Source organism: Acinetobacter sp. GFQ9D191M, from assembly GCF_011174875.1.
GTDB lineage: Bacteria > Pseudomonadota > Gammaproteobacteria > Pseudomonadales > Moraxellaceae > Acinetobacter.
The window spans coordinates 17,602-44,469 of sequence record NZ_JAALGV010000043.1; the positions used below are offsets into that span (position 1 = coordinate 17,602).

General features: G+C 42.4%; 24 protein-coding genes. 10 read left to right on the forward strand and 14 right to left on the reverse strand.

The window, feature by feature from the left end:
• Positions 1-81: 81 nt before the first annotated feature.
• Complete coding sequence (locus tag G5T77_RS07815) at positions 82-678, forward strand: phosphatase PAP2 family protein (RefSeq protein WP_166137160.1); 597 nt, start codon at positions 82-84, stop codon at positions 676-678.
• A 55-nt stretch (positions 679-733) separates the two neighbouring features.
• Here G5T77_RS07815 and proB read toward each other — a convergent pair whose 3' ends face one another.
• The 10 genes from proB to uvrB form a co-directional block, all read right to left on the reverse strand.
• Complete coding sequence (proB, locus tag G5T77_RS07820) at positions 734-1,867, reverse strand: glutamate 5-kinase (RefSeq protein WP_005234922.1); 1,134 nt, start codon at positions 1,865-1,867, stop codon at positions 734-736.
• A gap of 27 nt (positions 1,868-1,894) precedes the next feature.
• Entirely contained in the window at positions 1,895-3,100 is a 1,206-nt protein-coding gene (cgtA, locus tag G5T77_RS07825; protein WP_004782712.1) for an Obg family GTPase CgtA, read from the reverse strand.
• Positions 3,101-3,804: 704 nt separating this feature from the next.
• Positions 3,805-4,035 (reverse strand): hypothetical protein, encoded by a 231-nt coding sequence (locus tag G5T77_RS17070; RefSeq protein WP_205683241.1) that lies wholly within the window; start codon positions 4,033-4,035, stop codon positions 3,805-3,807.
• A gap of 29 nt (positions 4,036-4,064) precedes the next feature.
• A complete protein-coding gene (locus G5T77_RS07835) occupies positions 4,065-4,439 on the reverse strand; it encodes a helix-turn-helix domain-containing protein (protein ID WP_166137157.1) in 375 nt (124 codons plus the stop codon).
• Between the two features lie 210 nt (positions 4,440-4,649).
• Positions 4,650-6,107, reverse strand: a complete 1,458-nt coding sequence (locus G5T77_RS07840; RefSeq protein WP_004782721.1) for a glyceraldehyde-3-phosphate dehydrogenase — start codon at positions 6,105-6,107, stop codon at positions 4,650-4,652.
• A 239-nt stretch (positions 6,108-6,346) separates the two neighbouring features.
• The gene (locus G5T77_RS17165) at positions 6,347-7,225 is read right to left on the reverse strand and encodes a hypothetical protein (protein WP_240904212.1); all 879 of its coding nucleotides are present in this window, start codon (positions 7,223-7,225) and stop codon (positions 6,347-6,349) included.
• The gene (locus G5T77_RS17170; protein ID WP_240904211.1) at positions 7,176-8,114 is read right to left on the reverse strand and encodes a hypothetical protein; all 939 of its coding nucleotides are present in this window, start codon (positions 8,112-8,114) and stop codon (positions 7,176-7,178) included. Before G5T77_RS17170 ends, G5T77_RS17165 begins: the two co-directional genes overlap by 50 nt.
• Positions 8,115-8,247: 133 nt before the next feature.
• Positions 8,248-9,180, reverse strand: coding sequence for an EamA family transporter RarD (rarD, locus tag G5T77_RS07850; protein ID WP_166137154.1), 933 nt, complete (start codon positions 9,178-9,180; stop codon positions 8,248-8,250).
• 167 nt (positions 9,181-9,347) lie between these two features.
• Positions 9,348-9,947 carry a lipocalin family protein gene (locus tag G5T77_RS07855; protein ID WP_004782725.1) on the reverse strand — a complete coding sequence of 200 codons (600 nt, stop codon included), beginning with the start codon at positions 9,945-9,947 and terminating at the stop codon, positions 9,348-9,350.
• 142 nt (positions 9,948-10,089) lie between these two features.
• Entirely contained in the window at positions 10,090-12,111 is a 2,022-nt protein-coding gene (uvrB, locus tag G5T77_RS07860) for an excinuclease ABC subunit UvrB (RefSeq protein WP_166137151.1), read from the reverse strand.
• 339 nt (positions 12,112-12,450) lie between these two features.
• On the opposite strand from uvrB, the gene G5T77_RS07865 reads away from it, so the two are divergent.
• Complete coding sequence (locus G5T77_RS07865; protein ID WP_034580895.1) at positions 12,451-13,239, forward strand: hypothetical protein; 789 nt, start codon at positions 12,451-12,453, stop codon at positions 13,237-13,239.
• 56 nt (positions 13,240-13,295) lie between these two features.
• Here the strand turns inward: G5T77_RS07865 and G5T77_RS07870 are convergent, their stop codons facing one another.
• Positions 13,296-13,475, reverse strand: coding sequence for a hypothetical protein (locus G5T77_RS07870; protein WP_004782731.1), 180 nt, complete (start codon positions 13,473-13,475; stop codon positions 13,296-13,298).
• Between the two features lie 445 nt (positions 13,476-13,920).
• Here G5T77_RS07870 and G5T77_RS07875 point away from each other — a divergent pair, with 445 nt between their 5' ends.
• The 5 genes from G5T77_RS07875 (at position 13,921) to G5T77_RS07890 (ending at position 18,299) form a co-directional block, all read left to right on the forward strand.
• Entirely contained in the window at positions 13,921-15,000 is a 1,080-nt protein-coding gene (locus tag G5T77_RS07875) for an OmpW family protein (protein ID WP_166137148.1), read from the forward strand.
• Between the two features lie 181 nt (positions 15,001-15,181).
• Positions 15,182-16,396 (forward strand): MFS transporter, encoded by a 1,215-nt coding sequence (locus G5T77_RS07880; RefSeq protein WP_166137145.1) that lies wholly within the window; start codon positions 15,182-15,184, stop codon positions 16,394-16,396.
• Positions 16,389-16,523, forward strand: a complete 135-nt coding sequence (locus G5T77_RS17375) for a hypothetical protein (protein WP_277343749.1) — start codon at positions 16,389-16,391, stop codon at positions 16,521-16,523. Before G5T77_RS07880 ends, G5T77_RS17375 begins: the two co-directional genes overlap by 8 nt.
• A 185-nt stretch (positions 16,524-16,708) precedes the next feature.
• Positions 16,709-17,668, forward strand: coding sequence for a TauD/TfdA family dioxygenase (locus G5T77_RS07885; protein WP_166137142.1), 960 nt, complete (start codon positions 16,709-16,711; stop codon positions 17,666-17,668).
• A gap of 301 nt (positions 17,669-17,969) precedes the next feature.
• Positions 17,970-18,299 (forward strand): four-helix bundle copper-binding protein, encoded by a 330-nt coding sequence (locus G5T77_RS07890; protein ID WP_004782738.1) that lies wholly within the window; start codon positions 17,970-17,972, stop codon positions 18,297-18,299.
• 99 nt (positions 18,300-18,398) lie between these two features.
• Here the strand turns inward: G5T77_RS07890 and sthA are convergent, their stop codons facing one another.
• Positions 18,399-19,814, reverse strand: coding sequence for a Si-specific NAD(P)(+) transhydrogenase (gene sthA, locus G5T77_RS07895; protein WP_005234884.1), 1,416 nt, complete (start codon positions 19,812-19,814; stop codon positions 18,399-18,401).
• A gap of 217 nt (positions 19,815-20,031) precedes the next feature.
• On the opposite strand from sthA, the gene lipA reads away from it, so the two are divergent.
• From lipA to G5T77_RS07910, 3 genes are all read left to right on the forward strand, one after another.
• A complete protein-coding gene (gene lipA / locus G5T77_RS07900; protein WP_004782741.1) occupies positions 20,032-21,045 on the forward strand; it encodes a lipoyl synthase in 1,014 nt (337 codons plus the stop codon).
• 352 nt (positions 21,046-21,397) lie between these two features.
• Positions 21,398-23,902, forward strand: a complete 2,505-nt coding sequence (locus tag G5T77_RS07905; protein WP_166137139.1) for an acyl-CoA dehydrogenase — start codon at positions 21,398-21,400, stop codon at positions 23,900-23,902.
• Between the two features lie 167 nt (positions 23,903-24,069).
• Positions 24,070-24,462: a carboxymuconolactone decarboxylase family protein gene (locus G5T77_RS07910; RefSeq protein ID WP_166137136.1), complete on the forward strand. Its 393-nt coding sequence runs from the start codon at positions 24,070-24,072 to the stop codon at positions 24,460-24,462.
• A gap of 133 nt (positions 24,463-24,595) precedes the next feature.
• On the opposite strand, the gene G5T77_RS07915 is transcribed toward G5T77_RS07910, so the two are convergent.
• A complete protein-coding gene (locus G5T77_RS07915) occupies positions 24,596-25,471 on the reverse strand; it encodes an NAD(P)-dependent oxidoreductase (protein WP_166137133.1) in 876 nt (291 codons plus the stop codon).
• Between the two features lie 15 nt (positions 25,472-25,486).
• Positions 25,487-26,848 (reverse strand): pyrimidine utilization transport protein G, encoded by a 1,362-nt coding sequence (gene rutG, locus G5T77_RS07920; RefSeq protein ID WP_166137130.1) that lies wholly within the window; start codon positions 26,846-26,848, stop codon positions 25,487-25,489.
• Positions 26,849-26,868: the final 20 nt, after the last annotated feature.

Genomic DNA, 26,868 nt, shown 5'->3' on the forward strand with positions numbered 1-26,868 from the left:
TACAAATTCATACAAACTCAGATATGAATTGAGCTTTGATCGGTTTAGAGTAACGGACATTTGTGTCAGCCCTCTCTCCTCATGTCACTCGATCAACTGAACCTATATCTGTTTCATCTTCTCAATGTACCTGACCAAGCCTCGATCTGGATGATTAACTATGCCAGTCTGATAGCGCATGATCTAGTGTATTTATTTCTGCTGATTTTTGCTGTTGCCTGGCTGCGTGGCAGTCGTGAAATCAAAACAGGGATTATTAAAGCTGCGATCTTCACAGCAATCACCTTGTCGATTAGCGAGGTATTATCTGCCGTTCTAAACACACCCCGCCCTTTTGTCATGGAGGTTGGTCAAACCCTGATTGAGCACGCACCTACAGGCTCATTCCCAAGCAATCACATGAGTATTTTTAGCGGGATTGCCTTTGCCTATTATTTCTCAGCACAACGTGATTTGGGTCGAATCCTACTCTGGACTGCTTGGCTTGTCGCTTGGTCGCGGGTTTATGTGGGTGTACATTTTCCGATTGATATGATGGGAGCATTCGTGATTGCTTTAGCAGTCAATCTTGCTGGCTTACCGCTCTGGTGGAAATATGAGAATAAAATCATGAGCTTTATTTTCAGCATTCATCAATTCCTGTTTAAGCCTTTTATTCGGATGGGCTGGGTGAAGTAAATTTCCAGACATAAAAAATCCCGCTCGAAAGCGGGATTTTTTTAATCTTAATAATTTAGTAAATTGCCATATGATTACGGTGAATCATCTCTAAAGAACGCGCTTCACCTAAGACCTGATGGACTTTATCCGATGCTAGACCTTTGACGATTTCTGCTGAACGTGAACTGAAGTTGACACGTCCTACAGCAATACGGTGACCTTGTCGATCGACACATTCCACTACATCACCACGATCAAAATGTCCTTCTACGGCTTTGACACCGACCGGCAACAGGCTACGGTGATTCTCTTTGATAGCCTTAACCGCACCATCATCAATCACCAGACGACCTGCAGTTTGCAGATGCGCTGCTAACCATTGCTGATGTGCTGTCATACGGTCATCATCAGTGATAAATAATGTACCCAACATTTCACCCGCCATCAGGCGCGATAAAACATTGTCACTATCACCACTAGCGATTAGTGTTGGACAACCAGACTTGGCAGCCAGACGTGCAGCACGGACTTTGGTCAACATACCGCCCCGACCAAATTTTCCGCCGCCGCCTGCCATATCAAACAGGCTCTCATCCATGGCACGTACGGTATGAAACAGTTTGGCATCCGGATTAGAACGAGGATCCGAGTCAAACATGCCTTCCTGATCAGTCAGGATAATCAGCAGATCAGCATGCACCTGACCTGCCACCATCGCAGCGAGCGTATCGTTATCACCGAAACGGATTTCATCAGTAGAAACCGTGTCATTTTCATTAATAACCGGAATTACATGCCAGTCAATCAGGTGCTGCAAGGCATCACAAGAATTCAGATAACGACGACGGTCTGCCAGGTCATCATGAGTCAATAATACCTGAGCGGTTTGAATACTGTGTTTTTCCAACACACTTGACCAGGTCTGGATTAAACCCATTTGACCAATGGCAGCACAAGCCTGAAGACTGGGTAGATCGGTGGGTCGATTCTCAAGTTTCATTCGAACCATACCTTCAGCCACAGCTCCGGAAGAAACGAGAATAATCTCGTGTCCGGCATTGTGTAGATCCGCGATTTGTCCCGCCCAATGCGAGATGGCATCTAAATCTAAACCTTGCCCGTTTGCTGTGAGTAAAGATGATCCGATTTTAACAACGATTCGTTTACAACCCTTGAGCTGACGTTGCCCATCTACCACTTCTATCATCTTGTCCTCAGACTTATCTTTAAAAGATTAACGTACGTAATATACTTCTACGTCGCTGTCGTCATCATCTTCATCATCAAAGTCATCGCCGCCCAGACGTTGAGCGCGACGCATTTCACGATAAGCTTCTTTCGCAGCAATCGTTTGTTCACGTGTTTCAGCTTCAAGCTGATCACGGAATTCTTTCATTTCTGCTGCGTATTCAGGATCTTCAACTTCGCGTTCGCGTTGCTGCTCGATTTGATCCATCAAGTAATACACCACATCTTTAGTGCCTTCAGCCGTTAAGCCTGAAGTTTTAAAGACAGGACCTTCCCACTGTAATTCTTCAAGAATGTGATTACACCATTCGTCACGAGTATCTACAGCAAGCTGATCAACCTTATTCAGAACCAATACCACCGGTAATTTTGAAAGTGTTGGGGAGAATTTTTGCAACTCATTCAAAATCGCTTTGGCATTGTAAGCAGGATCTGAACCGTCAATCGGTTGAACATCTACAATATGAAGCAGAATACGGGTACGTGCCAAATGTTTCAGGAAGCGAATCCCGAGACCTGCACCTTCTGCCGCACCTTCGATCAGACCTGGAATATCCGCCATTACAAATGAACGATGACGATCCGCATCCACTACGCCCAGGTTAGGTACCATGGTCGTAAACGGATAATCTGCAACTTTTGGTTTTGCTGCAGAGACTGCACGGATAAAGGTTGATTTACCTGCATTTGGCATGCCGAGCAAGCCAACATCAGCCAGTACTTTCAGCTCAAGGCGGATTTCACGGAATTCACCTTTGGTACCATGTGTACATTTACGCGGAGAACGGTTGGTTGATGATTTGAAGTGGGTATTACCCAAACCACCTTGGCCGCCATGTGCCACTAATACTTTCTGGCCGTCTTCAACCAGATCTCCAATAATGTCGCCAGATTCACTATCTACAATGGTTGTTCCCACAGGAACTTTTAAAATAACTGATTCGCCACCACGACCAGCACAGTTTGCGCCAGCACCGTTTTTACCACGTTCAGCGCGAAATTTACGGGTATAACGATAATCTACAAGGGTACTCGTGTCGTCGTCAGCCTGAATATAAATGCTGCCGCCACGACCACCATCACCACCATCTGGACCACCAAATGGTACGAACTTTTCACGGCGAAAACTGGCTACGCCATTGCCACCGTCGCCAGCCTCTACGGTAATGACTGCTTCATCAACAAAGCGCATAATGCCAATCCTCTAAAAAACTTTAAAAACCGCCTATTCTGCCATATTTTAAAGCATTTCTCGACTATATTTATTGGGCTTTCCATGAAGAAGACCCAATTTAAGATTATTTTATATTATTCAAGCAAAAAGCTGATACAGATTGACGATTTATCAAGAAATTATTGTGAGGAACTTATACAAAATAAGAATTATAAAAATGTTTTCACTTATTTCAGAATTGCGGTAATTCTTCTTATAGTTTAAGCATCTTTATTTTTATAGTTTTACTTTTTTCAATTGAATTGCTTTAACTGATCAACAGATATTCAGAAAACCATGAGTAAACTAAGAGGTTTCTTTATATTATTTTCATAAAGCGCATATTTCATTAGCTCTTCGCGTAAATCAACAAAAATATCTCCTAACTCCCTTTTCAGCATGGGTATATGGGAATAAATATTTGTAATATTCTCCGACTTAACAAGACCTGAATAGTGTGAATATAACCCTAAAGTTTTCTGTTCAAACAGCTGGATCTTTTTTTCTAATGCCTGATCTTTAGTTGCTTCTTTTAAAAACTTGAATGAACTTAGTATATTTATTCTTAAGCTATAGAACTCATCTACAAGATTTTTAGCTTTCTTAAAATCTATATTTTTGACCCAAAATCCTGTTAAAATTTTATTATTTATTCCTTCTATTTCAATCGTTAAAATTGCAAGCTATTTAGCTTGTTCTGCTATAACCTCACTACCTTTTTGTTTTCTCCAACTCGTATAAGTCATCAATACTGCTATTGGAGCAAGGATTGAAGCTGACCAAAGCAAAAGATTAGTCGCTAAAGTGAGATCAACTTCTAAAAGCTGAAAGATCGCATAAATAGCGATGCATAAAGTTAGGATAATTGCGTACACTGCCAATAATCGAGCAACTAGATTTTCTGACTTATCCATTTATTGCTTCCCCAAAAGCAATTTAATTTTTATTTAGTAACACGCTCTTTATTTTCCAAAATCTCTGGCAAACTCCGCTCTACCCAGCCAATCAAATAGTTTATTTTTTCTGCTGCTTGCGAACCGGTAATGGTCAATTGATATTCAACTTTGGGCGGCACAACGGGATAAACCGTTCTTAAAATAAAACCATCTTGCTCCAGCATTTTTAAGGTTTGCGCCAGCATTTTTTCACTGACCCCTTCAATTCGCTTCTTCAGCTCACTAAAGCGATGTACACCCTCACTTAAACAGCGCAATACCAGCACTGACCATTTATTGGTGAGATGTTCCAGTATTTCACGGGATAGACATTCATTCGATAGCACCTGTCCCAGTAATGGACTGATTGCATATTTGGTCATTGAAGAGTTCCTTTCTTGATCACAATTTTTAGTTCTTACTTACTATTTTTAATGTACTTACCATTTGTAAGCTAACAGATTCAAATAGGCACATCAAGGTGAATTTTCCATCAATTAATGCAATAGTTTTATAAAGCTGATTTGCCACCTTTATCTTCCACAATAAAAAAGAGCCTCAAAAGAGGCTCTTTTTTAGATCACTTCTACAAATTATGCATTTGTTTCAGCAGGAACTTTTGGATAGCTTACGCCGCCCATTTGTTCAGCAATGCGAAGTACCTGGCAGCTATAACCCACTTCGTTATCATACCAAACGTAGCAAGTTAAACGATTGCCTGAAGTGATTGTCGCTTGAGCGTCGAATACACCTGCAGTACGAGAACCGATAAAGTCAGAAGATACAACTTCAGTAGAGTTTGTATAACCGATTTGACCTTGAAGGTTAGAATTGATTGAGATTTGGCGAATGTATTCATTCACTTCATCACGATCAACTTCTTTATCTAAAGTCAGGTTCAGGATCGCAAGAGATACGTTTGGTGTAGGAACACGTACAGAGTTACCAGTCAACTTGCCTTTCAGCGCAGGAAGTGCTTTCGCAACTGCTTTAGCAGCACCAGTCTCAGTGATAACCATGTTTAATGTTGCAGCACGGCCACGACGGTCAGCTTTATGGTAGTTGTCGATCAGGTTCTGGTCGTTTGTGAACGAGTGAACTGTTTCAACGTGACCATTGATCACTGTGTATTTGTCGTTTAACACTTTCAATGTTGGAGTGATCGCATTGGTTGTACAGCTTGCAGCAGAGATGATTTGATCTTCATCAAGGATGTCAGCCTGGTTCACACCAAATACAACGTTCTTCATGTCACCTTTACCAGGTGCAGTCAGAATTACGCGAGCAGCGCCTGGGCATTTCAGGTGTTGAGCAAGACCTTCAGCATCACGCCATTTACCAGTGTTGTCGATCACTAATGCATTTTCGATACCGTATGCAGTGTAATCCACTTCAGATGGATTAGATGCATAGATCACTTTGATGAACTGACCGTTTGCAATAATTGCTTCGTTTTCTTCATCTACAGAAATCGTACCCGCGAATGGACCGTGGATTGAGTCACGACGCAATAAAGACGCACGTTTTTCAAGGTCACCGTCAGATGATTTACGAACTACGATTGCTTTCAGGTTCAAGCCACGGCCTAGACCTGACTGGCTGATCATCAAACGGGCAAGGATACGACCGATACGACCGAAACCGTAAAGTACAACGTCTTTACCTTCAACAGAAGTTGCATTGCCTTCAAGTGATTTCACAGCATCAGCAACGAATGCGTTAACATCACCACCTTTTGCTTTGAATTCAACAGCAAGTTTGCCTAGATCAATTTCAGCAGTACCGATGTTTTCTACTTTTGCCAATGCTTCAAGAATTGGGAAAGTGTCTACAACAGAAAGCTCAACGTCCAGTACACGAGTACGACGATGCGCTTTAAGGATCTGGATTACAGAACGGTTAATTAAAGAGCGACCGTAAACTGTAGCTACGATATTTTTTTCACGATATAACTGACCTACTAGGGCAATCATACGTTCCGCAAGTTCTTCACGGTTTTTCCAACGACCTTGGTGCTCTGCATGGAGGGCAACGATAGTGTCTTTGCTCACAGATACGTCCTCTAATTAATTGTAAATCTAAGCATAAATTTCAAAACCCGATAATTGTAATGGAATTGGCCGCAAGTTTGAATCAAAAGCTGATTAACTCTGGCCGAAAATCCGATATATTCACTATAAATTTTGAAAATAATTGTAATTAGTCAGATGATTTTGCATTTAAAATTTGAAAAATCATCTATTAACTATAAAAACCAGATTTTTGTTAAATGTTGTTTATTCAGCCAAAACTAGAGTTCATAGCTGATGGCATTTTCCTGATTAAGCTGCACTTTGGTTCCTGCTGAAAAATTCATGTCCAGACTCATGGATGCATTGAAGTTTTCTACATCAAAATCGTCATAGGTTTCTGGCAAATGAATCAGGATTGGTAAGCGGGTCAAACCGTTATCTCCACATGGGAAAGCATAGTGGCGTTCGACCTGCTGTAGATTCTGTAAACTTTCAAATTCCAGAAAAACACTGCTGTTTTCATAGGTACGTGGAACCTGAATAATTTCCAGGAACATGCTGCGCTTTAACTGCTGCAATCTGTTCAGTGCGATTTCAATATCCTGATCTGAAGTGTCCTTAGTCCATAGTTTCTTGAAAATTGACTTCTTCTCATGCTCTCTCTTTTGACGATGCAGCGTATTGATATATTTTTTCAAATCCCGATATTGCTGCACATTATCTGCAATTGTAGACTGAATATCCTTGACCGGCTGCCCGGAACGCTGGTGCATCACCTGCCACTCATGCGAGTTGGTCGGAATAAAGGTTTCACCTTTGCGTTTTTCCAGCAGGCGAATAAATCCCAGTAATTTATATTCAAAATTCTGGATATATTGGTTAAACATAAACGCTGGCTGCGATTTGAAATCACGGTAATAGGCCAGTATTTCAGAAAAGATTTTATGGACGTGCAAATATAGATAAGAAAATTCTTCAATATGAGAAAGATGATCACGAATCGCATCACGCATGGGTAATAACAATTCCCGAGTCAGAATTTCCTCAAAGTTTTTCAAATGTCGCTGTGCCACCACATCGGCATTTTTTTCTACCACCTGAATGGGTTCAACTAGTAAAGGCAGTAGCTTCTGTTCTGAGAAGCTGTTCCAGATCATGCACAATATCAATCACGTCCAGATGAATCTGGCTTTGCAAGGTCACCATACGCTGCATCTGTGATTTCAGCGTTTCGACCACTTCCTCATCCATATCCTCTTTCAAATCCAGGACAAGAACATTCAGGTAAACCTGATCTTCAAGTGCACCCTTTTCTTCAATCAGGAAACGGCGAATAGAATATGGATTCTGTTGTACATCCATCACTGGCGCAACAATGAATAAAAATTGCGAAGTACGGACAATATCAAAATGACGGATTTCTTGTTCTTTGATCAGGAAATAGCGAAACAGCGGATGTTTCATTTCCACGGTTTGTTTTTTTAATAGAGGTTTGTACCAATAACCAAGGAGTTGCTGCTTAATAAACACTTCAGTAATAAAGCATTTCACATGCTCTTCAGTCAGCTGGCGCACCCCTTCTAAAGGTTGCAACTTCAGTTCACGGATAATTTCAGCAGCATTTAGCAAAAAGGTTCGGCGCAGTTCCAGTTTTTCACGCTGCATCTGAAAGTTTTCATCGACTTCGATTTTATCAATTTGCTCAAGTGCATTTTCCAGATAATCCGCAATCTGCAAACTGTCATTTAAACCTTTCAGGCTTTGCAAGGATAAGGCAAAGGTGCTGGCATAATAACGCATCCGGTCATTTAAAAACTTTTGACTGAGCAACTCGACCGAATGTTGAGCCTGGTATCGATATTGATTGGCATCACGATCCCAGAGAATTTTTTTTGGTTTTAAAATCTGAAAATCGATACTTTCTTTAAGCTCGGCAGATACATCAGCCAGAACTGTTCTGATTTCACGTTGCCATTCTAGATCCAGACTTGGCTCTAGCTGTGACAGGCGTGCACGTAACTGATATGGAATAGCGATTTCCGACATACAATTCCCCAAATAAATCGTGATATCTTGTTATTTTGTGATGAATGTCTCGGATTTTACATTATCTAGACTGACAATCTACAAATATTGTCTAATTAAAGCTGCACGATCTGGAATTTAATATTTTATAAAATCATTTTTCTTTATATTGTTCTAGCTTCTCGACTTTTTGCATAAGTTCGCGTTGTTTCAGCTTTTGCTGACGTAAATGCAAAATACCTTCAATTACCAACAATACGACGGCCAGCCAGATCGGGAGATAAGTCAGCCATTCGCCGGCTTCAACCCGCTCCCCTAATGCCATAGACGCAAAGGCCAAAAGTACTGGTTCCAGATAACTTAATAGCCCAAAAATAACAAATGGCAAATAACGGCTCGCCAGAATATAACTTCCCAATCCTAACGCACTTAGAAAGCCTAGACCCAATACCGCAAAAATCAGATGCTGTGCATTAAGAATTAATTGCATGGAATCGCTATGAATAAAGCCCAGATAAATCGCGACAGGCAGAATGATGAAGATGTCCCACCAGAAACCGCCTAAATGATCCGTCTGAAATTTACGGCGCATAAAGAAATACAGCGGATATGCCAGTGCCACATACACCGTTTCCCAGGCAATGAAACCGATCCGCCAGATTTCATGTCCTACACCTAATATGGCCAGTGCGACTGCTGCCATCTGCCAGCGTGACAATTTTTCCTTATAAAGTACACATCCGACTAGGACCATAACTAGCGGCAACAGAAAATATCCCAGGGATACCTGTAAACCGCGACCATTAATTGGTCCCCATAAAAAGAGCCACAACTGTGTCGTACATAACAGGGAACTGATGATCAACCAGATCAGAAAAGCAGGTTGTTTGAGAATGCGTTTTAAAATTTGAGTGATATGGCTGAGGTCACCTGACCACCACATGAACGCAGTCAAAAATGGAATGGTCGCCAGCATTCGCCAGGCAAAGGTTTGTTCACTGTCTAAAGGCTGCAACAATGGCGTGAATATATAAAGAACACCAAATACCACTGATGCCAATACCGATAATGCAATGCCTTTATACATGCTTCAAACCCAAGATCATTCCAGCGTATTATAACGATTAGTCTAAAATAAAGCTTGAAGATTCATCTGACCAAAGGTGATAGCAAGGCAAAATATATAATTCAAAAAAGAGAAGCATTAAAAAACCATGCCGAAGCATGGTTTTTATACATAACCCGATTGGCCTTTTATTTTCTTGCCTGTTGGGTCTGTTTGGTATGAATCACATCACTCAAATCATAACCCACAGATTGCGCATATTGTAGGTATTCATTCACCACATTCTGATCCAGTTGAGGATCACGTGACAATACCCACATATATTTACGTTTAGGCTCACCGACCAGTACGGTTTGATAATTATCATCCAGTTTTAATACCCAATAATCGCCACGCCCCACTGGCAACCAGCGAATAAACTCTGGCAAGAAACTTACTTTGAGCTTGGTATTATAAGGTGCATTCTGAATGTATGCCTCACCCACTGATTGAGTCACCTGACCATTTTTCTGGATACAGCGGTTATCTACATTAACGTTACCATTTTCATTTAATGTATACGTCGCCGTAACGTCACGATCACACTTGTTCTGGAATGTAAGTGGTTTACGAGCCACTTCATACCAGGTGCCCAAATAGCGGTCCAGTTCAACTTTCTCTACAGTGGGTAAAGAATCGTTCTTGGCATAAGCCATGGTTGCAGCCCCGAGTCCAAGTAGAACTGCACCACCCACTGCAATTTTTGCAAGTTTCAACCCCGCATGAGGGAGATTATTTTTAGTTGTCATACGATACCTATTTGCTCAGGACAAAATTTTCAACATGAATATTTCGTACTTACAATAGCGGCATCAGCAGACATACTTTGTAGCATTATGTTAGGTTTGTGATTGATTTTACGTAATTTAAGTCTGTAATTTACACACAGACCTAACTTAACATCTGCGCTTTTAAACGTAAAATTTCATCCCGTATACGTGCAGCCTGCTCAAACTGTAGTTCTTTTGAAGCCTTGAGCATTTCTTTTTCCAGTTTATTGATATGCTTCGCGAACATCTTTGGATCGGCCATGATATGGCGTTCATCTGCACTGATCGCACGGGCCTGATCGGAAGCTTTCAGCTCAATAGTTTCATCATCCAGCACTTCGCCTGTATCAATTTCCTTAATCACCTGACGTACTGCACTACGTGGTGTAATACCATGCTCTTCATTGAACTGAATCTGCTTGGCACGACGGCGTTCAGTCTCATCAATGGCTTTTTGCATAGAATCGGTGATGCGATCCGCATATAAAATCGCTTTACCTTTCAAGTTACGCGCAGCACGACCAATAGTCTGAATCAGTGAACGCTCTGAACGCAGAAAACCTTCTTTATCCGCATCCAGAATTGCAACCAGTGAAACTTCTGGCATATCCAGACCTTCACGCAGCAGGTTAATGCCGACCAGAACATCATGCACACCGGTACGCAGCTCATGAATGATTTTCACACGCTCTACGGTATCAATATCGGAGTGTAAATAGGCAACCTTGATTCCGTATTCTTTTAAATAAGACGTCAGGTCTTCTGCCATGCGCTTGGTCAATGTCGTTACCAGCACACGTTCATTCATTTCCTTACGGATATTGATTTCAGACAATACATCATCGACCTGCGTCAAGACTGGACGGATTTCAATTTCCGGATCAATCAGACCGGTTGGACGAACCACCTGCTCGACCACCTGTTCAGATTTTTCCAGTTCATATCTTGCAGGTGTGGCACTGACGTACACGGTCGTCGGTACAATACGTTCCCATTCCTCAAATTTCATTGGACGGTTATCCAGTGCACTTGGCAAGCGGAAACCGTAATTCACCAGATTTTCTTTACGGGAACGGTCACCTTTGTACATGGCTCCAATTTGTGGAACAGTCACGTGCGATTCATCGATAATCAGCAAGGCATCATCGGGTACATAATCAAAAAGCGTCGGCGGTGCTTCGCCTGCCGGACGACCCGATAAATGACGTGAATAGTTTTCGATACCGTTGGTATAACCGAGCTGCTGCATCATTTCCAGATCATAACGGGTACGCTGCTCGATCCGCTGAGCTTCCAGCAACTTGTCATTTTCACGGAAAAAGACTAGACGTTCTTTTAACTCATCTCGAATGGTTTCAATCGCGCGAGCCAAATTGTCTTTCGGTGTTACATAGTGACTTTTAGGATAGATCGTGACACGCGGCACTTTACGGATCATTTTCCCGGTTAAAGGATCAAACCAGCGAATGGAGTCGACTTCATCATCAAACAGCTCAATCCGGATGGCATCCTGATCCGATTCGGCAGGGAAAATATCAATAATCTCACCACGAATACGATACGTACCGCGCAGGAATTCCAGTTCATTACGGGAATACTGCATTTCGAGCAAACGACGGATAATATCATCACGGCCAATCCGGTCACCTTCCACCACATGCAGCAACATGCTCATATAGGCATTCGGATCACCCAGACCGTAAATCGCAGAAACAGAAGCGACAATAATCGCGTCGCGACGTTCTAAAAGTGCACGGGTTGCCGAAAGACGCATCTGGTCAATGTGATCATTAATTGCCGCATCTTTCTCGATAAAGGTATCTGAAGATGGCACATAGGCTTCTGGCTGATAGTAATCATAATAACTGACGAAATATTCAACCGCATTATTCGGGAAAAATGCTTTAAATTCGCCGTAGAGCTGTGCAGCCAGCGTTTTGTTATGAGCCATGACAATAGTCGGACGCTGGGTACGGGCGATGACATTGGCCATAGTATAGGTTTTACCTGAACCGGTAACCCCCAGCAAAAGCTGATCGTGATAGCCTTTTTCTATACCCTTGACCAGCTTTTCAATGGCCTGTGGCTGATCGCCAGCAGGTTGATAATTGGTCACCAGTTCAAAGGGTTGTTTATCACTCATAGCTTTAATCATTTCACTGCGGATATCGACTCAATTTATTATGGGGGTAAAACTGAATTACTCAATCCCTATCCAGGTTTCTGTTTAGTAAAATAAATCCAGTGAAATATTATGCTTTCGTAGTCTTAAGTCGTTATAGATCTAAACTTTTCTATCAAAATTGAATCAGTATAAGTTTTGATTCGGTTCCTTACCTCATTCTGGCTTATTCAATATTTAGCCAAAATTTTTGTATAAAGTTCTGCCTTATCTGATGATGTAATAAAGATCAATTTCACCTTGACCCTTATAGCGTTCAAAGGCAACATGAAGCTAATCAGGACATCGAATAAAAAAGCCATGACTTACCATTATCACGATGAAAGTATTGTTAAATCTCTGCCAGAAAATACGGTATTTGTTTTCGGAAGCAACTTGGCTGGACAACATGCCGGAGGCGCAGCTCGAACAGCTTATGAGCATTTTGGGGCGGTCATGGGGGTTGGTCGTGGCTGGGCAGGTCAAAGTTATGCCATTCCGACTATGAATGAGCATTTGCAACAGATGCCTCTCTCACAGATCCAGCACTATATTGATGACTTCAAGATTTACACCAAGAACCATCCTAAAATTAAATATTTTATTACTTCGGTTGGTTGTGGCATTGCAGGCTATAAAGTTGAAGAAATTGCTCCTATGTTCAAAGGCATTTCCCACAATGTCATTTTTCCGCAATCTTTCCGGCCTTTTGTAGAAAAAGCGCTTCCGAAAATTACGTCGCAATTCCTGCATACCATCTTCCGGGATTCAGTGATTTTTACTCCGGCGACAGATGAGCTGATTGATGTTCTGGCACTGACCGATAATGAAAAGAGTCTGGCCAAGATTCTGCTCAATACTCAGATTTATCCGGTTGACAGCAATGGTCGTGATCGTGTATTCGAGATTGAAGATATTCTGCATAACCTGAATGGCAAGATTTTTGATTTCCAGAACAATTCTGAAGGTTCCATGCTGTTTGGTGCTGTGATTCTGGCGCTACTGGAACTTTATAATATCAATGAAAAAGACTTTATTGATGTCTGGAAAGGCGATCGTGAGATTGCCCCGCCAAAACCTGAAAATAAGGCGCGTAAAACAGTTCGCTAAGAAAATCTCAAATTTTACTCATAAAAAAGCCATGAACTTCATGGCTTTTTTATTTATTAACGTTTGCCCATTGAACGGCGTGTACCACGAGGTGGCATCCAGGTCCGATCAGCATAACGCTGCGGTTTAGGTCGCAGATCTTCCAGAACTTCATCTGAAGCAGATTGTTCTGCCTGTTTTAATGGAAACGGTAAATTAACCAGTGGCTTTTTCTTGGGAGAATTTTGGGAGCTCATGCGCAATACTCAATAATTTATGCGGCTATTGTACAAAAAAACTCTATCTGCTGTGTACCATCGGTTAGCTAAATTTATTCAAGCTTTTTCTAGTGAGTTTAAAGCAGAAAATTTCCTGATTTCTTGTACAAATCACGTCCAGGATAGAAAGCTTAAATCATTATTTAAAACTTAGATTAATGAGAAAAATGTTACCCACTTATTATTCTATTACTTCGATAAAACTGAAAATTTTATAAAAATTAATATCCTATTTATCTTCACTATTCATAATAATTTTTACATAAATATATATTTTATTAATACAATTTATACAAACTTTGGCATTTTTTACTTTCTGTTAACTTTTCACTACTCATTCTGTAACTGTGTAAATTGGTGAGATTTAACTAAATTGTTCAATAGAAAAACAAATAACTAGCACGGACAAGGAGTCCTCTGAACAATGAAGACAATCATGGTATGCATGGCAGGTCTAGCCACATTACCCCTGCTTGCACATGCAGAATCCCCATATTTCAGCCTACAGGATGGCGATGGCTTTAAACGATTTTCCGTTTCAGTCGGTGCACTGCATGTCATGCCACAAGGAAAAGCTCAGCCCTTTCAAGTTAATACTGCTGTAAAAAATGGTGAAGTTGCCAGAAATGGTGCTATTCAAGTCGATACCGTATTGAATAACTTGAATTCTAATGTTGACCAAGAGGGTCTTGCAGCAGCATTAGAATTTCTGGGTTTTTTTACCGGTGGTGAATTAGGTAGTGGACTCAGCGGTAGTTCACGAATTCAAGGGTTGGAGGAGTGGAATAATCCAGGCACAGGTCTGGAAGCAGATGATGTCACTACCCTTGGGATTTTAAGTAATTACTTTTTTACCGATCACGTATCACTTGAAATGAAAGCCGGCATTCCACCCAAAGTGGACTTACAGGGCAAAGGAAAAATTTATGCTCCTTTCGCTGCGATCGCTACACCTCAAATCGGTAGTTTGCCTTTAGAATTCCTGAATATCGATCTGCAAAATGATATTTTTATTACTGATTTAGAAGCTCATGGTCCTGCAGCGTCAGCACGTGCTTGGACGCCTGCCTTTGAATTACAATATCATTTTGGAAAAACCGGAGTTAATAAGTTTCGCCCTTATGTCGGCTTAGGGGTAATGTACGCTTACTTTAATGAATTGGAGATTAACCCGCGTACTGAACAGGATTTGATTGCAGCCGGTCATATGATTGCCAATATCAAAGAAGGCAATGCCGGAGCTTCACTGGAAGGTAAACCGAGCAATGCCAATCCTACAGTAGATCTGGAAGCGTCTGATGCCTTTGCTCCTGTCGCGACTGTCGGCTTCACTTATGACTTTAATGATACCTGGTTCGCGGTAGGTTCTGTATCTTATGCTCATCTGAAAAATGACACCACGATTACGGTAACAGATGCAAATCTAGGTGAACTGATTCGCTCCAAAGCCGATATTGAAGTTAATCCAATTCTGGCCTATGCCGGATTCGGGATGCGTTTCTAATCAATTAATTCTTTCATTAAAAAAACTGAATACTTCAGAACAACGGCTACGGCCGTTGTTCTGTTTTCTGACGTTATATACAGCTATAAAAAAAATTTATCGTTTGATTAATTTTTATTTTATCGCCTCTCTAGGTTGAATCGAATACTATACCTATCAACTTTATATGCATGAATGACTTATGGCTGACAGTCAATTTTCCAGAACCCTGATTTTTATGCTGATTGGCGCTGCCATTATTCTGGCTTTATCTTTGGGGATTCGTCATGCATTTGGCCTGTATCTGGTGCCAATGAGTGAAGAATTTGGCTGGGGTCATAATGTCTTTAGTTTAGCCATTGCCATGCAAAACCTGATCTGGGGTGCTGTTCAGCCCATTACTGGTGCCTTCGCTGATAAATATGGCAGCAAGATTGTCGTTGCCATTGGCGGTGCTTTATATGCGCTTGGCCTGTTATTGATGGCTGTCAGTTCAACCGGATTATTATTGAATCTCAGCGTCGGACTGATTTTAGGTCTGGCCTTGTCTGCCACCTCTTTCCCGGTTTTATTGTCTGCGGTTGGACGAGCTGCACCACCTGAAAAACGCAGTCTGGCAATGGGGATTGCCAGTGCAGCAGGCTCCTTCGGCCAGTTTATTATGCTGCCTTCAACGCTATTACTTTTACAGAATGTCGGCTGGTCAGCAGCACTTGTCGTCAGCGCAATTTTAATCGCTTTGATTGTACCTTTGGCCTGGATGCTAAAAGCCCCGATGTATGTCGATCCAAATACTGTATCTACGCCGAATAAGGTATCTCTCAGCTTTAAACAGATTTTAGTGATAGTCAAAAACCATAAGCCGTTCTGGTTTCTGGCGATGGGCTTTTTTGTCTGTGGCTTTCAGGTGGTCTTTATCGGGATTCACCTGCCGGGTTATCTGATTGATCATGGATTCAATGCTACAACTGGCACCATTTTCCTGGCGCTGGTGGGCCTGTTTAATGTTGTCGGTACCTATACGGCTGGCTGGCTCGGTGGAAAGTATTCCAAACCACGTCTGCTAATGGGCTTATACGGTCTGCGCGGGATTGCGATTATCGCCTTTTTGATGCTGCCTTTAAGCACCTGGACGGTCTATGCGTTTGGTGTCATCATGGGATTATTATGGCTTTCCACCGTACCACTGACCAACGGTATTGTTGCCAATATGTTTGGCGTGAAATATCTAACTATGCTCAGCGGGATTGTATTCTTTACCCATCAGGTCGGTTCATTCTTTGGCGGCTGGCTCGGTGGTGTAAACCATGACATGAGTGGTAACTATAATGCGGTATGGATGTTGTCGATTGCCTTAAGTATTTTTGGCGTACTGGTGCACTTATGGGTAAATGAGGAGCAAATCGTACATGACTGATTCGACCTTTCTGCTCAAGCTTTCCATTGCGGTAGCGATGGTACTTCTCCTCTCTATTTCTTTATGGCTCTGGAGCCAGACTCCAGAACTGTTTGAGTACTTTAATCAGGCGTTTTGTGCACATTAATTGTCAATTATTTGACATTTTTCAGCAGCTTTAGGACTTTGTTTTGCCATTTTAATTAAAAGATAACAAATCAATCATTTAGATATTTTTATTAAGTTTTTCATAAGTTTAGAAATTCTTTTGATTTTATTTTTGCTCTGGATTTTTTTAGATTTTCTGCAACAAGAAAATTCAGAGACTTTCCAATGACAAGTTTGACCCAACTTTCACAAGCCATTCACGATGCACCACGCTGGCATCAGCAAGATCAGTTCCAGAATACTGATGAAATCAAAATTGTCCCGCAGGCAGATCAAGCCCTAGGCGCAGTGGTTTATGGCCTCGATGCCCGCAAAGCCCAATCTGGCGAAACCATCCTGCGTCTGAAGCAGGCTCTGGCTGAACATTTGATCCTGATCTTTAAAAATCAAAGTCTGGATGATCTACAGTATCTGGCATTTGCCACCTATTTCGGTTCAATCTTCCGTCCAGATGCTGACACGCCAGTACTGGCTTCTAAAACAGATACCGGCACTCCACCTGATGTCGTACCAGTTTCCAATGCAGTCGGTCAAGGGGATTACACCGGCCATGGTGAACTTGCCCCGCATGCCGATCACCAGTGGACACCGCTACCATCTTTTGGCTCTTTACTTTATGCCATTGAACTGCCAAAAGACGGTGGCCAGACGTCCTGGATTAATACCATCAAGGCTTATGAAGCATTAGATGAAGAAACCAAAGCACAAATCGATCAGTTACAACTCATTACCTATAATCCATTTGTACGCTTCCAGAGCAATAAAGGTGGTAATACGTATGCGGGAAATATACCAAAATATCGCTTTAAAGATCAGCCAATTTTAGGTCATGCCTATCCGCACCCACTGGTACGCACCCATCCTGAATCTGGCCGTAAAGCACTTTGGTTAAATACCCATACTGAAGTTGAATTAGTGAATTATGACGATCAGGCAGGTAGTGAACTGATTGCAAAATTACGTGAGCATGTCTTAAAACCTGAATTCGCTTATGAGCACAATTGGGAAGCAGGCGATATCGTATTCTGGGACAATCAGGTTACTCTACATTCACGCCGTCCTTTCCCTGCTGATCAGCGCCGTTTATTAAAACGTATCAGCCTGGCAGGTAGTCGTCCATTTTAATCACCATAAAAATATAATAAAGAGAAAGGTCATTTAAGCCTTCAACAATAACGACTCATCATGTAGATTTTCCGCCATTGAGGAATGACCGCCTCAATGGTTTTATTTTTAAATTTTTAGTCATCCTATTTTGGGAATATCAGGATAGAGGTTTTAAATTAAATTTTTTAAAAATACAGCTTTTAACAAAATCGGCAATCGGATTACTTTTTCTCACTCAAACTGCCTAGTGTATTTTTCCTTTTCTGCTTAGCGTATTAAAAAAACAAGCCATTGCTATAGCTGCAAAAAGGAGAAGAAAATGAACGAGATTCAGTTTTCAGATTGTGTTCGCGCATGTATGACCTGCTCTCTGGCCTGTACTAACTGTGCCAGTGCCTGCCTGAAAGAAGAACATTTAGAAATGATGCGGGAATGTATCCAGCGCTGTCTGGACTGTGCTGATCTGTGTCAGCTCTGCGCCCGCATGCAACAAAAGCAATCTCCATTTATCAAAGAGATTTGCGAGCTATGTGCTAAAGCTTGCGATTATTGTGTAGAAGAATGTGGCCATCATGAGGATGATCATTGCCAGCAATGTGCCGAAGCTTGCCGTCGCTGTGCTGAAGAATGCCGCAAAATGGCAGCTTAATCACTAGACTTACTGACCAGATTGAACTTTTTCAATCTATAAAATAAAAAACCCGCAAATCGAACTTGCGGGTTTTTGATCTAACCTGAATAAATCAAATTAGAATAAACGGTTCATACCATTCAATGTTGCCACACGATAAGCTTCTGCCATCGTTGGATAGTTGAATGTAGTTTCCACAAAATACTTGATCGTATTGTTCGGGCTGTTCATGACTGCCTGACCAATATGGATAATCTCTGATGCATTATTACCAAAGCAATGCACACCCAGAACTTCCAGCGTATCGCGGTGGAACAGGATTTTTAATTCACCAACCGTATCACCAGTAATCTGTGCACGCGCCAGATGACGGAAAGAAGCCTGACCCACTTCATACGGGATTTTTTCTTCAGTCAACTGCTGCTCAGTTTTACCGATCGAAGAAATTTCCGGAATGGTATAAATACCAGTCGGAATATCAGTCACCGGTGCAACGTCTTGTTCACCGCTCATGTTGGCACCTGCGCAACGACCTTGGTCATAGGCAGCAGAAGCCAATGATGGCCAGCCAATCACGTCACCTGCAGCATAGATATTTTCGACTTCAGTCTGATACTGCTCATTCACGGTTAATTGACCGCGGCTGTTTGGTTTCAATCCAATATTTTCAAGGCCTAAACCGTCAGTATTCCCCGAACGGCCATTACACCACAGAATCGCATCTGCCTTAATTTTCTTGCCGCTTTGTGTATGCAGAACCACATAATCATCAGAAGTTTCAAGGAAGTCGATCTGTTCATTATGACGGATCAATACACCCTGTTCACGTAAGTGATAAGACAGCGCATCAGAGATTTCATCATCCAAATAGCTCAGCAGTTTTGGTTGGGTATTAATCAGGTCAACCTTATGTCCCAGACCAATAAAGATCGATGCATATTCACAGCCAATCACACCTGCACCATAAATAATGATTTTTTGGATCGAGAAATCCAGATCCAGAATTTTGTCTGAATCAAATACACGTGGATGATTGAAATCCAGAATCTCTGGACGATATGGACGCGAACCAGTCGCAATCACCAGTTGCTGGAACATAATGGTTTCTTTTATGCCATCTGGTGTGAATACAAAGATCGTATTTTCGTCTTGAATATAAGCACGACCATGATAGATATCAATCTTGTTACGGTCATAAAAACGTGAGTGAGTATCCACTTGCTGCTGAATCACTTTATGTGCATTGCGCAGTACTTGTTTCATGGTGAATTGTTTCCATTCACCTACTTTTTGAAACATTGGATCACGTTGATAACGGATAATGCTGGATACCGTTTGACGCAATGCCTTACTTGGAATCGTACCTACGTGAGTACAGTTACCACCCAGCTGTTCACGCATATCCACAATTGCAACACGCTTACCAGATTTGGCAAGTTTCATTGCCGCGCCTTCGCCCGCAGGGCCTGAACCTAGAACTACCGCATCGTACTTAACGAAAGTCCCACTAACGACCTCTTTTTTACGTGGCATTCAACGCTCCTTAAAATTAAAAAATTTTGCTTTAATCTACGCTATATTATGACGTAATTGCTGCCAATTTGGTGTATTTAACTTACATATATTGTGTGATAAGAACATTTTTTAAATGAATAATCCATTTCGCCCTATTTCACCCGAGTTTCGTTATAATTAAAAAAGTGTTAACTTTGATTTATCTCCCTCCTTCAAAACAGTGGAAAAGTTATATATGTCTGAAAACCGTAAACCTGAACAGGGTATCAAACTTCGCGGCGCAGAAAAGGTCGCCCGTATTCCTGTAAAAGTTGTTCCTACGGTTGAAACGCCACGTAAGCCGGACTGGATCCGCGTGAAAATGGCCGCTCCCGAGGAAGTTCAGCGTATTAAAACTACACTTCGTCAGCAAAAACTGCATACCGTATGTGAAGAAGCCGCCTGTCCGAACCTGCCTGAATGTTTTGGTGGGGGTACAGCAACCTTTATGATTATGGGTGATATTTGTACGCGTCGCTGTCCGTTCTGTGATGTAGCACATGGTCGCCCAAATGCACTCGATCCAGACGAGCCGCGTCATATGGCAGAAACGATTGCCAACCTGGGTCTGAAATATGCAGTCATCACTTCAGTTGACCGTGATGACCTGCTGGATGGTGGTGCACAGCATTTTGTAGATTGTATTAAAGAAGCCCGTGCTTTGAGCCCAAAGACTTTGCTGGAAATTCTGGTACCTGATTTCCGTGGTCGTATGGACATCGCTTTACGCATCATGACTGAATGTCCACCAGACGTGTTTAACCACAACATCGAAACTGTGCCACGTCTGTATAAAGCCATGCGTCCAGGTTCTGATTATCAGCACTCTTTAAATCTGTTGAAAATGTTTAAAGATTATTGCCCAGAAATTCCAACCAAATGTGGTTTGATGGTGGGTATTGGTGAAACTGAAGAAGAAGTTCTCGCTCTGTTAGACGACCTGAAAGCGCATGACGTGGATTATGTAACGATTGGCCAGTATCTACAGCCATCTAAACAGCATGCCCCAATCGACCGTTTTGTAACGCCAGAAGAATTCGAACGTTATGCAGAACATGGCCGTAAGCTTGGCTTTAAGAATATCTGGTCAGCACCGATGGTACGTTCAAGTTACTTTGCAGATCGTCAATACTATGGTGAACCGGTTCCGGAAGTACGCCGTAAAGTTGATCCTGCAAAAAAAATCGCTGTACAGGCGATTGAAGCTTAAAATGACTTAGATCAAAGCCCTCTCAAGTAGAGGGCTTTTTTATGCCTAACTAAATTTATATTTGTTCACTTTTTAATTATTTCACCTACCCTCTCTTAGAGATTAAGTTATTACTTATCTTCACATTTCTTTGCGTGTTCTCACTTGAAGACTGCGCATTTTTCAAACAATCTCAAAAACAGATAAAACACTTCAATATATCGTTGAAATATTTAATAACGATCGTTCTCACAAGAACAATTGTGAATTTGCCAGTTGCTTAAGCGATGTAAAAAAAATTGATCAAGTCTTAAGAAGACACCTTAGGGAGATCAGCAGCATCACAATTGTATGACCCTGGAGAAATATAACAATGCTATTTATTTTCGCCGTACTTCTTCTCATTGCCAGTTTATGGGCGATTTTCTTTTTTCAACTCTCCCGTACCCCTGGTGCAATTACCCTGATTGTCATGTCAGTGGTTTGTGCCTTTATCAGTCCTTGGTCACTGATTCTGGGTATTCCCCTGATCCTGATCAGTCTGGTCGTCATGATCGAACCTTTGCGTATATCTTTCATTTCCAGGCCAGCCTATAAGGCTTTAGCGGATGCCATGCCAAGCATTAGCCCGACAGAACGTGAAGCTTTGGATTCTGGTACCAGCTGGTGGGAAAAAGAACTCTTTATGGGTGCACCGAACTGGGAAACCTTTAATAGCTATCCTTATCCAAAACTTTCCATTGAGGAACAGGCATTCTTGGATAACGAAGTCGAAACGCTGTGTAGCATGCTGGATGAATGGGAAATTCATGAGAAGAAAATGCTGCCTGAACATATCTGGCAATATATTAAGGATAATGGTTTCTTGGGACTAATTATTCCCAAAGAATACGGCGGTCGTGCCTTTAGTTCCTTTGCTCAAAGCCGGGTGATGAGCAAAATTTCTTCACGCTCTCTCACTGCTGCTGTGAGCTGTATGGTGCCTAACTCTCTCGGGCCGGGTGAGCTACTGCTGCATTACGGTACTGATGAACAGAAAGATCGTTATTTACCCGGTCTGGCCAAAGGTGAAGAAATCCCATGTTTTGGTCTGACCAGTCCTGAGGCCGGTTCAGATGCCGGTGCGATTCCAGATACTGGTGTCGTGTGTTATGGACAGTTTGAAGGTCAGGAAGTCTTGGGATTGAGAATGAATTTCTCCAAACGCTGGATTACTTTGGCACCGATAGCCACTGTAGTTGGACTGGCTTTTAAAATGTATGATCCCGATCATCTACTCGGTGATAAAACGGATTATGGGATTACTTGTGCCTTGCTACCGGCCAATCATGAAGGAGTAAAAGTCGGTCCACGTCATAATCCTGGCTCACCTTTTATGAATGGTACTGTTGAAGGTAAGGATGTATTTATTCCTTTAGACTGGATCATTGGTGGCGTGAAAAATGCCGGTAAAGGCTGGCGTATGCTGATGGAATGTCTAGCGGTTGGTCGTGGTATCTCCCTACCGGCTTTGTCTACCTCCAGTGCTGAAATGACTTATCTGAATGTCAGCGCATTCTCGCGAATCCGTCAGCAATTCAAGATTTCGGTGGGTAAATTTGAAGGGGTTCAGGAAGCCAATAGTGAAATTGCCAGTGATGCCTATATGCTGGAAGCATTCCGCTATTTAGTGACTTGTGGTCTGAATCAAGGTGGTAAACCGGCAGTCATGACCGCGATTGCCAAATACTACGCCACGGAGACCATGCGTAAAATTGTTAACCATGGTATGGATGTCGTGGGTGGTCGTGCGATTCAGATGGGGCCTCGTAACTTCCTGGCTCTCAACTATCAGGCCATTCCAGTATCGATTACAGTTGAAGGCGCCAATATTCTGAGCCGTTCATTAATGATCTTTGGTCAAGGTTCGATGCGTTGCCATCCTTATCTGTATGAAGAATTACAGCTTCTGCAAGCTGAAGACCCGAAAGCCGCTCTGAATCCATTCGATACTATGTTGTTTAAACATCTGGGTTATACCTTTAACCGGACTGCCCGCTCTTTTGCCTATGCTTTTAGCGGGGGTTCAAGTGCTGCGCCACAAAGTGCGGTTGATTTTACCCGTCCTTATTACAAGATTATTAACCGGCTCAGTGCTAACTTTGCCCTGACTGCAGATATGTGTCTGGGTTTACTTGCCGGTGATATTAAACGCAAGGAAATGCTTTCTGGCCGTCTGGCTGATATCCATGCCCATCTGTTCATTGCGACGGCAATCCTGAAATTCTTTGAACATAGCAAAAAAACCGAAGCTGAACGTCTGCATGCACAATTGGCAATTGAGAAATCTTTATATACAGCTCAGGAAGCATTTTATGACCTGTTTGCCAATTTCCCGGTCGGGGTTGCTGCTGGCATGGTCAAACTCATCTGTTTCCCATTTGGCCGCCCTGTCGCGAAACCATCTGACCGACTTAAACAGGAAGTCGCAAATGTCATGATGGAAGATAACACTTTCCGGAAGGTACTGAAAAAGCATGTTTTCTATAGCACAGCGGAAGATGATGTGAATGGTCGTATGGAATCAACCTTCACCATGTTACTGGAAATTGAGCAGCTTTGGGATCGCTTTAAGAAAGCCGAAAACAAAGGTCAATTTAAAGGACTCAGTTTTGCTGATCATGTGGCTGATGCGCATGAACAAGGCTTTATTAATGAAGAAGAAGCGAATAAGTTACTGCACTATAATGCGCGTCGTTATGACAGTATGTTGACCGATGTCTTCGATCTGCATTTACAGGAAGTATTGGAGCTGGAAAATCCTCATATTTCAAAAGCAGATGCAACAGGTACCGATACTTCAGTTCAAAGTGCACCTTCACATTCAACCAGTCCTTGATAGATCTCTTATCTAAATCGGATCTTGCTTTCCAAAGTGAGGTTATTTCTTGACTTCACTTTGGATATCTCAAGTGGCTATTCAGCCACTTTTTTACGACTATTGCACGATGGTATTTACGGCATAAAACGTTAAGCTAGGACCCATAATAAAATTGAGGGTCAATGATGTCACAACAAGATTATGAAAATGGCTTGAAAGTCCGTACTGAAGTGATGGGTGCAAGCTTTGTAAAGCGCGCTCAAGACAATACAGTTCCTTTTACCCAACCTTTACAGGACTGGATTAATGAACATGCTTGGGGTTCGACCTGGCAACGTGAAGGGGTTTTACCACGTAAATACCGTTCTTTAATTACCATTGCTTTTCTGACTGCGCAAAAAAGCCCGACTGAATTGAAAGGCCATGTTCGTGGCGCTTTGAATAATGGGGCAACAGTAGAAGAAATTCAGGAAGTGCTACTCCATAGCCTGCCTTACTGCGGTGCCCCTGCTACTCAGGAAGCCTTCCGTGCAGCGCTTGAAGTGATTCAGGAATATCAGACAAATCAGCAGAATTAAGAACTGCCTAGGCTATTTAACTGGCTTATCAATAATAAAGCCGGGAATTAAAATTCCCGGCTTTTTAAATTTTAAACTGATATATCTATAGCTATAACGTCTTTAACACTGTCTTTAATATTGTTTGAAAAGATTATCCTCTTAATTCAATTTGAGTACGTTGCTCCAAGCCTTGCACCGCCGCGGAGAAATCCAGCTGGCTGGCCTGTGGCTTGGAAATCTGCTGAAACTCCTGCTGAACCAAAGACATCACCGTTAAATCCAGTTGCTGTTGCTGCACCAGTTCCAAGGCAATACCAATATCTTTCTGCAATAAATCCAGCGCAAAGGTCTTGTGAAACTCACGGCTCAGTACACGCTGCGCCATGATATTTTCCGACATGCTGCTTTTACCGCTAGAATGATTAATACAGTTTAGTGCACTGCTTAAATCAACTCCCTGTCCTTTCAGTACAGTCAGCCCTTCAGCCAGGGCCCACAAGTGAGTCGCCATTAGGGTATTATTCACGGCTTTTACCGCAAAACCAGAACCACTTTCTCCCACATATTCAATCAGACCAGCAAAGGCTTCAATAATCGGTTTGGCTTGTTCAAAGGCTTGTTCATTGCCTCCGACCATAACAGTTAAAGTACCGCGTTCCGCTCCAATGGTTTGGCCAGAAACCGGTGCATCCAGATAAAAACACCCTTGTTGTTCCAATAACTTCGCCAGTTTCTCTGCAGATTCTGGCACCCCACTGGTACAGTCAATCCAGATTGCACCTTGTTTGGGTGGATAGGCTGCAATTAATGCTTCCACATCCTGACTGGTCGGCAAACAGGAAAAGATAAAATCTGCCTGAACTGCCTGCTCAATACTCACCGCCTGTGTTGCAAAAGTTTCAGCATGCGCTATAGCTTTCTGTTCAGTTCGATTCCAGACCCAAACCTGATGTCCAAGTTTTGGCAGATGGGAGGCCATATGCCAGCCCATTGCCCCGAGTCCTAAAAATGCAATTGTATGACTCAAAAAATGCTCCTCATTTTAAGCGACTGGCTTAGCCTCAACTTCAGTTACGGTTTTAGTTGGTTCAGATGCTGGCAATTCTTTATCTTCACCACGGTTCAGGAATAGATTCAATAGAATTGCAGCTAAAGTTGCGGTACCAATACCACCCAGATCAAAACCACCAATCTGCAAGCTATAGTTGCCTGTGCCCATGATCAGACAGACTGCACCAATAATCAGCGTACTGTTCTTGGTGAAATCAACACGGTTATCTACCCAGATTTTCGCACCAGCCACAGTAATCAGACCAAATACGACAATCGATGCACCACCCAACAAGGCCACTGGAATGGTACTGATCACTGCACCGAATTTAGGTGAAAGTCCGAGCAAAATAGCGAAGATACCAGCAAAGACAAATACAGTCGTTGCATAAACTTTGGTGACTGCCATTACACCGATATTTTCGGCATAAGTGGTCATGCCTGTACCACCGACAGAAGCTGACAATGAAGTACAAACACCATCAGCAAAGAAACCACGACCCATGTATGGAGACAGGTTTTTATCGGTCATAGCAGAGACTGCCTTAAAGTGCCCCAGATTTTCTGCCACTAAAATAATCGCCACTGGTGCAATCATCAGCATGGCATTCATTTCAAAGACCGGACTCTGGAAATTTGGCAAACCAAACCATGCTGCTTCACTGACCTTGGTAAAATCAATCGCAGGTCCGAAGCCCATCACATTCGTGAAAAGGAAATAAATCAGGTAGGAAGATAATAAGCCTAATAACAGCAGCAGACGGCGTACCATTCCTCGGGTAAACACAGCAATCACACTGATACAGATAATCGTGATTAATGCCATCCAGGAATCAAACTGGTTCGCTGAAACGCTTTTAATCGCGACTGGAGCCAGGTTCAAACCGATGATCATCACGATCACGCCTGTCACTACAGGTGGCATCAGTTTTTCAATCCAGTTGGTACCGGTTTTCATCACCAGCAGCCCAATCAAGGCATAGACAATACCGCAAGCAATGGTGCCGCCAAGGGCCAGTCCGATATTAGGATTCGCTCCAACCCCAGAATAACCCGTCACTGCGACTACCGCACCAATAAAGGCAAAGCTGGATCCCAGATAACTTGGCAATCGGCCGCCCGTGATCAGGAAAAATAAAATGGTGCCAATCCCGGTAATGAAAATCGTGAGATTGGGATCAAACCCCATTAGTAAGGGTGCCAGCACGGTTGCACCAAACATGGCAAACACATGCTGTAACCCGAGAATAATACTTTTTCCAGCAGGCAGATATTCATCTGTTTGCACGGGTGTGGTATCGAGATTGCCTTGGTAAGACTTAAATTTTGGAAACCACGTTTCTTTTTCTTGCATCGGCTTCCCCTCCTTGATTA